Here is a 13,796-nt window from a genome sequence, read left to right on the forward strand (position 1 = left end):
CATAGCGCATCGTGCGAAAAAAGTGGACCCGGTTTTTCGCCAGAACGATGCGCTCATCTAAGAAGGGAGCATCGGATTCGATCCCAAAAGTGGATTCCTCTTTTCACGTCCGATGCTCTCGCGCCTCGTGCGAAAAAGTGGCCCCGGTTTTTCGCGGCAAACGATGCGCTGTTCCATAGTGGGAGCATCGAATTGATCCCAAAAGTGCAAATCCACTTTTCACGTCCGATGCTCTCGCGCCTCGGTGCGCTCGTCGCTCACCACCCTGCCGTCGACGAGATGAACGCGCCGGTCGACGCGTGCGGCGATGCCCATGTCGTGGGTGACGGCGATAACCGTTTTGCCGCGCTTTTTCACCAGATCATGGAGGATGGCGAAGACCTGCTCGGAGCTTTTGCTGTCGAGGCTCCCGGTCGGCTCGTCGGCCAGCAATACGTGCGGATCGTTGGCCAGGGCCCGCGCGACCGCCACGCGCTGACGCTGCCCGCCTGAGAGCTGATCGGGCCTCTTGTCGAGGTGGCCCGCGAGGCCGAGATCCTCCAGAAGGCCCGCCGCCCGCTCGCGCATTGCGGAAGCAGGAAGGCGTCCCGCCTTGCGCATCGGCAGTTCCACGTTCTTCAGGACGCTGAATTCCGGCAACAGGAAATGGAACTGAAACACGAAGCCGAGGCTCTCGAGCCGCAATCCCGCAAGCGCGTCGTCGTCGAGCCGCGACGTGTCCTGCCCCGCGACCTTCAGGGTCCCGCCGGTGGGGCGGTCGAGCAGGCCGAGCAGATAGAGCAACGACGACTTGCCGGAGCCGGAGGGGCCGGTGATCGCCACGAATTCCCGTTCGCCGACGGTGAGCGACACGTCGCGCACCAGCGTCACGGGCACGATAGCCGGGAGGATGCGGGTGAGATGCTCGGCCTCGATCAGCGCGCTCATGTGGCTCCCCGGATGATGTCGACGGGGTTGAGACGCGCCGCCTGACGCGCGGGCAGGTAGCCCGCCACGCCCGCCGACGCGAGGGCGAAGCCCGAGGCGATCGCGTAGTGCCAGGGCGACCAGAAGAGCGGCAGACGGGTCAGCTCGCGGCCGACGCCTGCCCCGGACAGCCTGAACTCCACCTGCGAGAGCGCGAAGCACAACAGGAAACCGATCATCCATCCGGCGATCGATCCGGCCAACCCCAAGGCGAGCCCCTCGACCAGGAACAGGCGGCGCATGTTTCCTTGCGTGAAGCCGAGCGACTTCAGAATGGCGATGTCGCGCGCCTTCTCATGGGTGATGGTGGAGATGATGTTGTAGATGCCGAAGCCTGCGACCAGCAGGATGGCGCCGACTACCGTGTACATGACCACATTGCGCACCACGAGAGCTTCGAGCAGCGATTCGTTGGCCTCCTGCCAGGGCACGGCCTTGTAGCCGAGCTCCGCCTCCGCCTGGCGTGCGACGCGCGGCGCGGCCTCGGGATCGTCGAGGCGCAGCCGGATGTCGTTGATGGCATTCGGGCGCTCCGAGAGAATCTGGGCGTTCTTCAGGAGCACGTAGGTCTCGCCTTCATCGCGGGCATTGTTGCCCGTGTGGAACTGCCCGACGATCTTGAAGCCGCGCGACTGGCCGGTGGCCGAGACGAGCTGAATGGTCGTGCCCATGGACGCGCCGAGGCGCTGCGCCAGACGGTCGCCGACGACGATGTTGTTGCCGCCGGCCCTGAGCGCGTCGAAGCTTCCCTCCACGAAATCCCCCGCCACCGACGAGACCGTGGCCTCGATCTCCGGCTCGATGCCGATGATGGACACTCCGACATCCCGCCCGGCATAGCGCGCCACTCCCTGCGTGCGCAGGCTCTGCGCGATGCGTCCCGGTACCCAGGAGCGCAGCGACGCGAAGGCGGCGGCCGGATTGAGAATGCCGCGCCGATCCTCCTTCGGCCTCAGGCCGTCGAACTGCACGGCGGCAAAGAGGTCTTCCGCCGGCTGGCGGCGCGGTGTGCGGCGCTCGTCCGAGATCTGCACATGGGGCATGGTGTCGACGAGTTGCGCGATGAAATCCTTCTCCGTGCCCTGCATCAGGGCCGCCATGGCGATGGAGAAGCCCACGCCCAGCGCCACGCCGAGAACGGCCACGATGGTCTGGCGGCCACGCCCGGCGATATGGGTGAGTGCGAGCTCCAGGATGAGGCGCATGCTAGCCTCTCTTTTCCGTTACCGTCGCGCCATCCGCGAGATCCTCCGGAAACGGCACGATCACCCGCTCCGTTTCATCGAGACCGGACAGGACCTGCGTGCGGCTTGCTCCGCGGATCCCGATCGTCACGTCGCGTCGCCGGGCCGTGCCGTTCTGCACCACGACGAGGGTCGAACCGCGCAAGGCGTTGGTCGGTACCAGCAGCGCGTTGGCGGAGACCCGCGCGACCACGTTCACCTCGACCGTCATGCCGATGCGCAGCGGCGTCGTATCCGGTAGGGCGAGGCGCACGCGATAGGTCTTGGCCACGGGATCGCCCTTCGGCGTGACGGAATCCACGTGCGCCTCCAGGATCCGGTCCGGAAAGGCATCGGACTTCAGGACGGCGCGCTGCCCCACCGCGACGCGCGGGATGTCCTCCTCGTTGACGTCCGCCACCACCCAGAGGGGCTTGGGCTCGCCGACCCAGAACAGAACCGTGCCGGGCTCGGCCACTTCGCCCACCTCGCCATCCTGGCGCAGGACGACACCGTTCATGGGGGCCCGGAGCACGTAGGATTCGAGGCGCGTCTCCTGGCCCGCGATGAGGGCCTGGACTTGGCCGAGATCGCTGCGGGCCCGGTCGAGAGCCTGCTCGCTGGCGACCCTGCGCTCCACCAGGGCGGCCATACGGTCGTAATCCGCTGCGCTCGATTTCTGCCTTGCGCGCAGCTCGGCGAGGGTCGCCTGCGCCTGCCGGTCGTCGAGGCGGGCGAGCACGGCGCCCTTCTCCACGGTCTCGCCCTCGCAATTGCACAGCTCCACGATCCGCTCCCGCAACAGGGGCGTCACCTTGGCCCAGGTGCGCGGCTCCACCACGCCCGTGGCGTAGACGATCTCCGCCGCGTCGCCGCGACCGGGCGCGACCGTTGTGACTTGCGGAGGTCGGGCGAAGCGCCAATACGCCGCTGCGACCGCCAGAAGCAGTACGAGGACGAGGAGCACGCGGGAGATCTTCAAGGCCGGTTCTCCAGGGAACGGGCTTCTCTAGCATAGCTTCGTAGATGGAGCGATTGCGGTCCATTGCGGAGACCCGGCGCGCGGTTCGCCCCGCAGGAGCTTGCATTTTGGGCCTTACGCACGTATATTCCCGTTGTCAGCTCTGGTTGCAGCGTAAAGCTGCTGGTCGAGAGTGGACCCCGCCGGGTCCGCTCTTTTTTGTTGCTCGTATACCGGAGCTTCGGAGAGCCATGACGAACGAACGCGACAAGCGGCTGATTACGGAGAACGGCGTTGCTGCCCGGGTGGCCGCGATCGTCGAGCCCGTGATCGAGGGCCTGGGCTTCAACCTCGTGCGGGTGAAGGTCACCGGCACGAACGGCTGCACCGTGCAGATCATGGCCGAACGGCCGGACGGCACCATGTCGGTGGACGATTGCGAGACGGTGAGCCGCGCGATTTCACCGGTTCTTGATCTCGAAGATCCGATCTCGACGGCGTATTATCTCGAGGTCTCCTCGCCGGGGATCGACCGTCCGCTGGTGCGAGCGAGCGATTTCGAGCGCTGGACCGGGCACGACGCGAAGATCGAGATGGCCGTGCCGCTGGACGGCCGCAAGCGTTTCCGGGGCTTTCTCCGGGGCGTGGAGGACGGAAAGCTCGTGGTCGAGCTTCCGGACGTGAAGGAGGGCCTGGAGCCCATCGCGCGTCTGCCTCTGACCGACCTGGGCGAGGCCCATCTCGTCCTGACGGACGACCTGATTCGTGAATCGCTGCGCCGGGGAACCGCGCCGACCACGGACGAACTGGATGAAGATACGGATGTGGTGGAAGTGCCGGAGGCGCGCAACCCGTCCGAGACAAAACCGAATTAAGGAGTGCCCTCGATGGCTGTGAGCGCCAACAGGCTTGAGCTTCTGCAGATCGCCGATGCGGTCGCGCGTGAGAAAGTGATCGACAAGCAGATCGTGCTTGACGCCATGGCGGACGCCATCGCGAAGGCCGCGCGCTCCCGCTACGGCGCCGAGACCGACATCCACGCCGAGATCAACCCGAAAACGGGCGAGCTACGCCTGTCGCGCCACCTCCTCGTGGTTGAGGACGGGGCGATGGAGAACGATTCCCGCGAGATCACCCTCTCGGAGGCCCGGTCCCGCCACAACCCGGCGGCTCAGGTGGGCGACGTGATCGCCGACACCCTGCCGCCCTTCGATTTCGGCCGCATCGCGGCCCAGTCGGCCAAGCAGGTGATCGTGCAGAAGGTGCGCGACGCCGAGCGCGACCGCCAGTACCAGGAATACAAGGACCGGATCGGCGACATCGTGAACGGCGCGGTCAAGCGCGTCGAATACGGCAACGTCATCGTCGATCTCGGCCGCGGCGAGGCGATCATCCGCCGCGACGAGCTGATCCCGCGCGAGACGTTCCGTCCGGGCGACCGCATCCGCGCCTATCTCTTCGACGTGCGCCGCGAGACGCGCGGACCGCAGATCTTCCTGTCCCGCACGCATCCGCAATTCATGGCGAAGCTCTTCGCCTCGGAAGTGCCGGAGATCTACGACGGAATCGTCACCGTTCAGGCCGTGGCCCGCGATCCGGGCTCCCGCGCCAAGATCGCCGTGATCTCGCGCGATTCGTCCATCGACCCGGTCGGCGCCTGCGTCGGCATGCGCGGCTCCCGCGTCCAGGCGGTCGTCGGCGAGCTTCAGGGCGAGAAGATCGACATCATTCCGTGGTCTCCCGACCAGGCGACCTTCATCGTCAACGCGCTGCAGCCGGCCGAAGTGGTCAAGGTGGTGCTCGACGAGGACGCCGACCGCATCGAAGTGGTGGTTCCGGACGATCAGCTCTCGCTCGCCATCGGCCGTCGCGGCCAGAACGTGCGTCTGGCCTCGCAGCTCACCGGCTGGGACATCGACATTCTCACCGAGGCCGAGGAATCCGAGCGCCGTCAGAAGGAATTCGCCGAGCGCACCGATCTGTTCATGAACGCCCTCGACGTGGACGAGGTGGTGGGTCAGCTTCTCGCCTCCGAAGGCTTCCGCTCGGTCGAGGAAATCGCCTACGTGGATTCCGCCGAAGTCGCCTCCATCGAGGGCTTCGACGAGGACACCGCCGCCGAGATCCAGACGCGCGCCCAGGAATACATCGCCCGCATCGAGGCCGAGAACGAGGCCCGCCGCAAGGAACTGGGCGTCGCCGACGAATTGAAGGAGATCGACGGCATCACCACGGCGATGCTGGTGGCCTTCGGCGAGAACGACATCAAGTCGGTCGAGGACCTGGCCGGCTGCGCCACCGACGATCTCGTCGGCTGGACGGAGGGCAAAGGAGCCGAAGCGACCCGCTACAAGGGCGCTCTCGACGGCTTCGACGTATCCCGCACCGAGGCGGAGGCCATGGTCATGGCCGCCCGCGTGAAGGCAGGCTGGATCGAGCAGCCTGAAGAAACCGTAGAGACCGAGGGATCGGCCGACGAGGCCGAGACCGAGGCTCAGCCGTCTTAATCGGACGATGGCGAAGCGAGGTCAGAACCTGTGCCGCGGCATGAACCGGAGCGCACCTGCATCATCACCCGCGAGGCGCAAGGCCCCGCGGGGCTGATCCGCTTTGTCCTCGGGCCCGACCGACAGGTCGTGCCCGACCTCCGGCACAAGCTGCCCGGCCGCGGGGTCTGGGTCACGGCCCGAGCCGACATGGTGGACGAGGCCGTCAAGCGCCGCCTCTTCTCCCGCGCCTTCAAGACGGAAGCGAAAGCTCCGGAGACCCTCTCCCGGGACATCGAGCATCTGCTCCGGGACGACGTGCGACAGGGTCTCGCACTCGCCAACAAGGCAGGCTGCGTCATCACCGGCTTCCAGAAAGTCGAGTCGGCCATCACGGATAAGCCCATCGTTGCCCTTATTCATGCCGCAGAGGCGGCTGAAGATGGGCGAAGAAAATTGGCGAACCCGTTGCGAAAACGCCTCGGCGGGGCAATATCTAGCTTTCCGGTCATCCAAGTATTGTCAAATGACGAATTGGATTTGGCATTAGGCCGGTCACATGTGATACATGCTGCCCTCGTCGCGGGCGCTGGGAGCGACGGCTTTCTGAACCGCTGGCATCGTTACCGCACTTTCTGCGGCATCGGAGCCGATCCATCTGGCCTCGGAAACGAGACCGGCGAACCCACGATTTTGAAACCCGCAGGAACATTAGCGGAATGAGTGATACGAAAAACCAGGGCGACAAGACTCTCCACGTGTCGTCCAAGACGCTGTCTCTGAAGCGCCCGGTCGAACAAGGTACCGTGCGCCAAAGCTTCTCCCATGGCCGGTCGAAAGCGGTCGTGGTCGAGACTGTGAAGCGTCGCCCTGCCGTTGGCCCCGGTGGGGCGAAGGATGAAAAGCCGGCCGTCTCCCAGGCTGCAGCCCCCGCTGCCGCGCCGAAATCGGCTGCGCCGACGGGAAGGCCCGCGGCGTCCCAGGGCGGACGTCCGCAGCGTTCCGGCCCATCCTCCAATGCGCCCCGGTCCGGCGTGGTGCTGCAGACGCTCTCCGATCAGGAGCGCGATGCCCGTATGAACGCCCTCGTCGATGCCCGCCGGCGCGAAGAGGAAGAGCGCAAGCGCCAGGCCGAGGAAGTGGTGCGCCGCGCCGAGCGCGAAGCGGCCGAGGCCAAAGACCGCGAAGCGGCCGAAGCCCGCAAGCACGAGGAAGAGGAACGCCGTCGTCAGGACGAGGAGCGCAAGCGCCGCGCCGAGGACGAGGCTCGCCGCCGCCTTGGCGAGCAAGCGGCTCCTGCTCCGACCCCAGCTCCTGCTCCCGCTCCCGCACAGGCCCGCGACCGTGGTCCGGCTCCGCGCCAGGACGGTCAGCGCAGCGAAGGCCGCGAAGGCCGCCCCGGCGGCTTCCGTCAGGACGGTCCGCGTGGCGAAGGCCGCCCCGGCGGTTTCCGTCAGGATGGTCCGCGCGGCGAAGGCCGCCCCGGCGGTTTCCGCCAGGACGGTCCGCGCGGCGAAGGCCGCCCCGGCGGCTTCCGTCAGGACGGTCCGCGTGGCGAAGGCCGCCCCGGCGGTTTCCGTCAGGATGGTCCGCGCGGCGAAGGCCGCCCCGGCGGTTTCCGCCAGGATGGCCCGCGCGGCGAAGGCCGCCCCGGCGGTTTCGGTGGCCCGCGCAGCAGCGTCGGGACAACAGGCGGCCGTCCGCCGAGCCTCAATCACATGGCGCGCCCGGCCGCCCCGGCGATTCCCGATCCGGCAACGGCCAAGCCCAATACCCGCACGGCTCCGCCGGTGGTCGCAGCCCGCGGTCCCGCCGTCGAGATCGACGATGATGAGACACCGCGCGTCGCACGCCGCCCCGGCAGCCCGGCGAAGCCGGCTGCCGTTCCGAAGCCCACGAAGACCGCTCCCGGCGAGGAGCGTCGCCGCGGTCGCCTGACTCTCGCCAATGCAACGTCGGACGATGACGAGCGCACCCGTTCGCTCGCCGCCTTCCGCCGCCGCAACCAGCGTCTGATGGGCCACCGCCAGGTGGAGCAGAAGGAAAAGATCGCCCGCGAGGTGACGGTTCCGGAGACGATCACCATCCAGGAACTCGCCAACCGCATGTCGGAGCGCGCGGTGGACGTGATCAAGTTCCTGATGAAGCAGGGACAGATGCACAAGATCACCGACGTGATCGACGCCGATACCGCGCAGCTCGTCGCGGAAGAGCTCGGCCACACGGTGAAGCGCGTCGCGGAATCCGACGTCGAGGAAGGCCTGTTCGATACGCCGGACACGGACGAGAACCTCGCATCCCGTCCGCCCGTCGTCACCATCATGGGCCACGTCGATCACGGCAAGACCTCTCTGCTGGACGCGATCCGCAAGACCAACGTGGTCTCCGGCGAGGCCGGCGGCATCACGCAGCATATCGGCGCCTATCAGGTGACCTCGCCGCTCGGCGGCAAGATCACCTTCATCGATACCCCCGGTCACGCGGCCTTCACGGCCATGCGCGCCCGCGGCGCCAAGGTGACGGATATCGTCGTTCTCGTGGTGGCGGCCGATGACGGCGTCATGCCCCAGACCGTCGAGGCGATCACCCACGCTCAGGCGGCCGGGGTGCCGCTGATCGTGGCGATCAACAAGGTGGACAAGCCGGACGCCAACCCGCAGCGGGTCCGCACCGAGTTGCTTCAGCACTCGATCGTGGTGGAATCCATGGGCGGCGAAACCCTCGAGTTCGAGGTCTCGGCCAAGACCGGCCAGGGCCTCGACGAACTGCTCGAAGGTCTCCAGCTCCAGGCCGAAATTCTCGACCTGAAGGCGAATGGGGGCCGCTCGGCCGAAGGCACCGTCATCGAAGCCAAGCTCGATCGCGGCCGCGGCCCGGTAGCCACGGTTCTGGTCCAGCGCGGTACGCTGCATACCGGCGACATCGTGGTGGCGGGTGCCGAATGGGGCCGCGTCCGTGCGCTGATCAACGACCTCGGCTCCAATGTGAAGGAGGCCGGTCCTTCGGTTCCGGTCGAGGTGCTCGGCTTCAACGGCACGCCGGAGGCGGGCGACCGCGTCGCGGTGGTCGAGTCCGAAGCCCGAGCCCGCGAAGTCACCGAGTACCGCACGCGCCAGAAGCGCGAACGCGCCGCCGCCCGCATGGGCTCGGCCGGACGCACCCTGGTGGACATGATGCGCGACCTGAAGGCCGGTGCCGGCCGCAAGGAATTCCCGCTCGTGATCCGCGCGGACGTGCAGGGCTCGGCGGAAGCCATCGCCGGCGCTCTCGAGAAGGTCGGCAACGACGAAGTGGGCGCCCGGATCATCCAGGCCGGCGTCGGCGCGATCTCGGAATCCGACGTCACGCTCGCGGAAGCCTCCGGCGCGATCATCCTCGGCTTCAACGTGCGCGCCCACAAGGAAGCGCGCGAGGCTGCCGAGCGGGCCGGCATCGAAATCCGCTACTACAACATCATCTACGACCTCGTGGATGACGTGAAGGCGGCGATGTCGGGTCTTCTCGCACCGACGCTGCGCGAGGAGCGGCTCGGCGAGGCCCAGATCCTCGAGGTGTTCAGCGTGTCCAAGGTCGGCAAGGTCGCGGGCTGCCGCGTCCTCGACGGCGTGGTGCAGCGCGGGGCCCATGTCCGCCTCATCCGCGACAACGTGGTCATCCACGAGGGCAGGCTGTCCCAGCTCAAGCGCTTCAAGGACGATGCCCGCGAGGTCACCTCGGGTCAGGAATGCGGCATGGCCTTCGAGAACTATCAGGACATGCGCGTCGGCGACGTGATCGAGTGCTACCGCGTCGAAGAGGTGAAGCGCAGCCTCTAAGGCCTCGCCTCGCGCCACTTCCAGAACAATGCGTCATCACCGGGCTTGTCCCGGTGATCTCGCTTGGATGAGCCGCGTTCCTCTTCAATTCCCATGACCGGAACAACCCCGGTCATGGCCCTTTTCGATCGATCCGGTCCAATCCCGGAGGATGACCATGGCAAAACGTTTCGAACAGAATACCGGCCCGTCCCAACGCCAGCAGCGCGTGGCCGAACTCGTGCGCCACGCATTGGCGGAGGTGCTTTCCCGCGGCGATCTTCAGGACGACGTGCTGACGAAGCACGTCATCACGATCCCGGAAGTGCGGATGTCTCCGGACCTGAAGCTCGCTACCGCCTACGTGATGCCGCTCGGCGGCAAGGACGAGGACGCGGTGATCAAGGCGCTGGAAAAGAACAAGAAGCTCCTGCGCCAGGAAGTCGCCCATCGGGTGAACCTCAAATTCGCGCCAGACCTGCGCTTCCGCCGGGACGAGAGCTTCGACGAGGCGGCCCGTATCGACGCGCTGCTGCGCTCCGACCGTGTGTCGCGCGACATCGGCAAGACCGGCCTCGACGTGAATGACGACAACGATAACGACGAATGAGAAATCGATGACCGAAGACCGTCCCGCAGAGCGCCCTCACCGTCGCCCTCATGGCGACCGCCCGAAGAAGCGCGACGTCAACGGCTGGATCATTCTCGATAAGGGTGTCGGGATGACCTCGACCCATGCCGTCGCGGTGGTCAAGCGCGGCCTTTCGGCCAAGAAGGCGGGCCATGCGGGCACCCTCGACCCGCTGGCCTCCGGCATCCTGCCGATCGCGCTCGGCGAAGCCACCAAGACCGTGCCTTTCATCATGGACGGCCGCAAATCCTACGTGTTCACCGTCGCTTGGGGCGCCGAGACCAACACGGACGACACCGAAGGCGAAATCGTGGAACGTACCGACAAGGTGCCGGAAGCCTCCGACATCGAGGCGCTGTTGCCCCGCTTCACAGGATCCGTCCAGCAGGTGCCGCCGCGTTTCTCCGCCATCAAGATCCAGGGCGAGCGCGCCTACGATCTCGCCCGGGAGGGCGAGGTGGTAGAGCTGCAGGCCCGCACCGTCGAGATCGACCGGCTCGCTCTCGTCCATCACGACGGCAACCGGTCGGTGATCGAGGCGGATTGCGGCAAGGGCACTTATGTGCGGGCCATCGCCCGCGATCTGGGCCGCGCGCTCGGATGCCTCGGACATGTCGCGGCACTTCGCCGCACGCGCGTGGGACCGTTCAGCGAGCATGAGGCGGTCACGGTCGACGACCTCGCCACCAATCCGGCGGCCTTGCGTCCGGTCGAGACGGCGCTCAGCGAGATTCCTTCGATCGCCGTCAGCCGCGACATGGCGGGACGCCTGATGCGCGGCCAATCCATCATTCTCAGGAGCCGCGACGCGCCCCTCACAGGCAAGATCTATGCCACCTTCAACGGCGTTCTCGTGGCCGTAGGCGATGTCGAGCGCGGCGAATTGGTGCCGCATCGGGTGTTCAATCTGGGAGCCTGACGTTTATCGACCTCGGCCCCTGACACCTTCCGGAGACCGGAGCAACGAACACAAAAGTGCGAACCGGTTTTGCATGAAAAGATGTTTGAGAATATAGGCTGGCCGCACCGGACGTGAATTCGATTTCGCGTCCGATGCTGCGGAGCCCGCCTTGCTCAAAGATGGCGTGGCCGGGCTTGTCCCGGCCACGACGGCACGAAGCGCGTGAATTTCAGCGGTCCGCCTTCTTCCCTTCAGCCTCGCGCATCAGGTATCGGCGCGTGATCGGCTCGACCATGTCGCGGATCGCCTGGGCGGTTTTTTCCTCTTCGCGCAGGGTTTCCTGCAGGGCCGGGACGAAGCGCTGGTGGCCGGCGGCCTCGGCCATCGTGATCAGGGCCTTGTAGGTCGCAATCTCGAAATTCTCGAAAGCATGGTTCGCGAAGGTATTCTTCAGAATCTCGTCGGCCATGGGCATGTGGCCCGCGGCCGCCATGTTGGCCATCACTTGCGTCGCAACATCCTTCAGCAGCGAGCGGTCCTCGCCGAAAGTGTGCAGCATCTCGTCGAGACGGCGGACCTGTCCTTCCGTCTCACGGATATGGGTGCGCAGCAGGTCCGACATTTCCGGGTAATGCTCGAAGCGCTCCACCTGACGCTGCATCAGCTGCAGCGCTTCCTTCTCGAGGGCATGCGCGTTCTGAAGGCCGGTGATGAAGATGTTCTTGACGGTCTCGTTGGACGAAAGGTCCGTCATGCCTGCGGTGCTGGCGGTCATGGCGTCGGGTTCCTATATGGGGGATGTCTGGCTCACCAACAGGAACCGCGAGGACTTGTTCCCCGGACAGTATTGCACCGGCCATCCTCTTGTCAGGCCTGGTAAAAACGATTCCACTGGCACTTATTCACAATTCGTGTATGGTGCGCCCGCCTCGGAGGATTGACCCTTCATGAGGACCGTCCCGGTGACGGACCGCGCTGGACGACATCCCGGCCCGGCCCTTCCCGGACGAACACGGCCCGAGCCTTCAAGGCCATGGCCCCTACCGACCAAAACAACCTGAAAGGATATGCGATGTCGATCACTGCTGAGCGCAAGAACGCGCTTGTGAAGGAATTCGCCCAGAAGGCTGGCGACACGGGCTCCCCCGAGGTGCAGGTCGCCATTCTGACCGAGCGGATCAACAACCTGACCGGTCACTTCAAGACCCACACGAAGGACAACCACTCCCGGCGTGGCCTCCTGAAGCTCGTCTCGTCGCGTCGTTCGCTTCTCGACTACCTGAAGAAGAAGGACGAGAGCCGCTACAAGACCCTGATCGAGAAGCTCGGCATCCGCCGCTAGGCTTTTGAACTTTTCCGTCCGGAGCACGGCTCCGGACGGTTTCTCCGGGCTGATCGATGAGGATCACCCCCGGAACCCACGAACGGATCGGATGAGATCATTCGACCCTTCGCTCCGGCGCTGGCGAGGCTTCAGACAAGTCCCGGCGTCCCTTTGAGGAGACGGATGACGCGATGACCATGGCAGGATCGCAAGAGGCTTGGAGAGGCGGGGCTTCCCGCTTCACGAGCCTCTTGCCGTCTTGCTCATGGCATCGAGCCCCCGCTCCTGCTGTCATGAAAGACGAAACATGTTCGATATTCAACGCGAAGAACTGATCTGGGGCGGGCGCAAGCTCACGCTCGAAACCGGCCACATGGCCCGTCAGGCCGATGGCGCCGTGGTCGCCACTTACGGCGAGACCACCGTGCTCGCCACGGTCGTCTCGGCCAAGGAGCCGAAGGCCGGCATCGACTTCTTCCCGCTTACGGTCAACTACCAGGAGCGCGCCTATGCGGCCGGCCGCATCCCGGGCGGCTACTTCAAGCGCGAAGGCCGTCCGACCGAGAAGGAGACCCTCGTCTCCCGCCTCATCGACCGCCCGATCCGTCCCCTCTTCGTCGACGGCTACAAGAACGACACCCAGGTGATCGTGACCGTGCTTTCGCACGATCTCGAGAACGATCCCGACGTGGTGGCCATGGTTGCCGCCTCGGCCGCCCTGACCGTCTCGGGCGTTCCCTTCATGGGCCCGGTGGGTGCGGCTCGCGTCGGCTACATCGGCGGCCAGTACAAGCTGAACCCGCCGCTCCAGGAGATGGATCAGACCTCGCTCGATCTCGTGGTCGCCGGTACCACCGACGCGGTCCTCATGGTCGAGTCCGAGGCGAAGGAACTGCCCGAGGACGTGATGCTCGGCGCCGTGATGTTCGGCCACAAGCACTTCCAGCCGGTGATCGAGGCCATCATCCGCCTCGCCGAGAAGGCCGCCAAGGAGCCGCGCGACTTCCAGCCCGCCGACCTGTCGGAGCTGGAGAAGGCCGTCCTCGACATCGCCGAGAAGGACCTGCGCGAGGCCTACAAAATCACCAAGAAGCAGGACCGCTATGCGGCCGTCGACGCTGTGAAGGCACGCGTCATGGACGCGCTCTGCCCGGCCGAAGGCGAAGCCAAGTTCGACTCTGAGAAGGTCAAGGCCGTCTTCAAGGAAGTCCAGGCCAAGATCGTGCGCTGGAACATCCTCGACGAAGGCAAGCGCATCGACGGCCGCGATCTCACGACCGTTCGCCCGATCCTGTCGGAAGTGGGCATTCTGCCCCGCGCCCACGGTTCGGCGGTCTTCACGCGCGGCGAGACCCAGGCGCTCGTCGTGACGACGCTCGGAACCGGCGAGGACGAGCAGTTCATCGACGAGCTCGAAGGCACCCGCAAGGAAACCTTCCTGCTGCACTACAACTTCCCGCCCTATTCCGTCGGCGAGACCGGCCGCATGGGCTCGCCCGGCCGCCGCGAA

The 13,796-nt window shown here is 66.0% G+C and carries 12 protein-coding genes; 8 read left to right on the plus strand and 4 right to left on the minus strand.

Features of this window, described 5'->3' with window-relative positions; genetic code table 11:
- Positions 1 to 219 precede the first annotated feature (219 nt).
- From AB8841_RS29120 to AB8841_RS29130, 3 genes are read right to left on the minus strand one after another with little or no spacing between them, the layout of a single operon-like run.
- Positions 220 to 927, minus strand: coding sequence for an ABC transporter ATP-binding protein (locus tag AB8841_RS29120; protein WP_370439219.1), 708 nt, complete (start codon positions 925 to 927; stop codon positions 220 to 222).
- Positions 924 to 2,171 carry an ABC transporter permease gene (locus AB8841_RS29125; RefSeq protein ID WP_370439220.1) on the minus strand — a complete coding sequence of 416 codons (1,248 nt, stop codon included), beginning with the start codon at positions 2,169 to 2,171 and terminating at the stop codon, positions 924 to 926. Before AB8841_RS29125 ends, AB8841_RS29120 begins: the two co-directional genes overlap by 4 nt.
- Position 2,172: 1 nt before the next feature.
- Positions 2,173 to 3,171: an efflux RND transporter periplasmic adaptor subunit gene (locus AB8841_RS29130; RefSeq protein ID WP_370439221.1), complete on the minus strand. Its 999-nt coding sequence runs from the start codon at positions 3,169 to 3,171 to the stop codon at positions 2,173 to 2,175.
- 230 nt (positions 3,172 to 3,401) lie between these two features.
- Here AB8841_RS29130 and rimP point away from each other — a divergent pair, with 230 nt between their 5' ends.
- From rimP to truB, 6 genes are all read left to right on the plus strand, one after another.
- On the plus strand, positions 3,402 to 4,025 hold the full coding sequence (gene rimP, locus AB8841_RS29135) for a ribosome maturation factor RimP (RefSeq protein WP_370439222.1): 624 nt from the start codon (positions 3,402 to 3,404) through the stop codon (positions 4,023 to 4,025).
- A gap of 12 nt (positions 4,026 to 4,037) precedes the next feature.
- The gene (nusA, locus tag AB8841_RS29140; protein WP_370439223.1) at positions 4,038 to 5,657 is read left to right on the plus strand and encodes a transcription termination factor NusA; all 1,620 of its coding nucleotides are present in this window, start codon (positions 4,038 to 4,040) and stop codon (positions 5,655 to 5,657) included.
- A gap of 30 nt (positions 5,658 to 5,687) precedes the next feature.
- Positions 5,688 to 6,359 (plus strand): RNA-binding protein, encoded by a 672-nt coding sequence (locus AB8841_RS29145; protein ID WP_370439224.1) that lies wholly within the window; start codon positions 5,688 to 5,690, stop codon positions 6,357 to 6,359.
- A complete protein-coding gene (infB, locus tag AB8841_RS29150; protein ID WP_370439225.1) occupies positions 6,356 to 9,451 on the plus strand; it encodes a translation initiation factor IF-2 in 3,096 nt (1,031 codons plus the stop codon). Before AB8841_RS29145 ends, infB begins: the two co-directional genes overlap by 4 nt.
- Positions 9,452 to 9,608: 157 nt before the next feature.
- Positions 9,609 to 10,040 (plus strand): 30S ribosome-binding factor RbfA, encoded by a 432-nt coding sequence (rbfA, locus tag AB8841_RS29155; RefSeq protein WP_370439226.1) that lies wholly within the window; start codon positions 9,609 to 9,611, stop codon positions 10,038 to 10,040.
- A gap of 7 nt (positions 10,041 to 10,047) precedes the next feature.
- The gene (gene truB, locus AB8841_RS29160) at positions 10,048 to 10,980 is read left to right on the plus strand and encodes a tRNA pseudouridine(55) synthase TruB (RefSeq protein WP_370439227.1); all 933 of its coding nucleotides are present in this window, start codon (positions 10,048 to 10,050) and stop codon (positions 10,978 to 10,980) included.
- 211 nt (positions 10,981 to 11,191) lie between these two features.
- Here truB and AB8841_RS29165 read toward each other — a convergent pair whose 3' ends face one another.
- Positions 11,192 to 11,737 (minus strand): ferritin-like domain-containing protein, encoded by a 546-nt coding sequence (locus AB8841_RS29165; RefSeq protein WP_370439228.1) that lies wholly within the window; start codon positions 11,735 to 11,737, stop codon positions 11,192 to 11,194.
- Positions 11,738 to 12,034: 297 nt separating this feature from the next.
- Here AB8841_RS29165 and rpsO point away from each other — a divergent pair, with 297 nt between their 5' ends.
- Entirely contained in the window at positions 12,035 to 12,304 is a 270-nt protein-coding gene (rpsO, locus tag AB8841_RS29170; protein WP_370439229.1) for a 30S ribosomal protein S15, read from the plus strand.
- Between the two features lie 289 nt (positions 12,305 to 12,593).
- On the plus strand, positions 12,594 to 13,796 hold a 1,203-nt coding region (pnp, locus tag AB8841_RS29175), incomplete at its 3' end, for a polyribonucleotide nucleotidyltransferase (RefSeq protein WP_370439230.1).

The sequence above is a fragment of the Microvirga sp. TS319 genome (assembly GCF_041276405.1).
Lineage (GTDB): Bacteria > Pseudomonadota > Alphaproteobacteria > Rhizobiales > Beijerinckiaceae > Microvirga.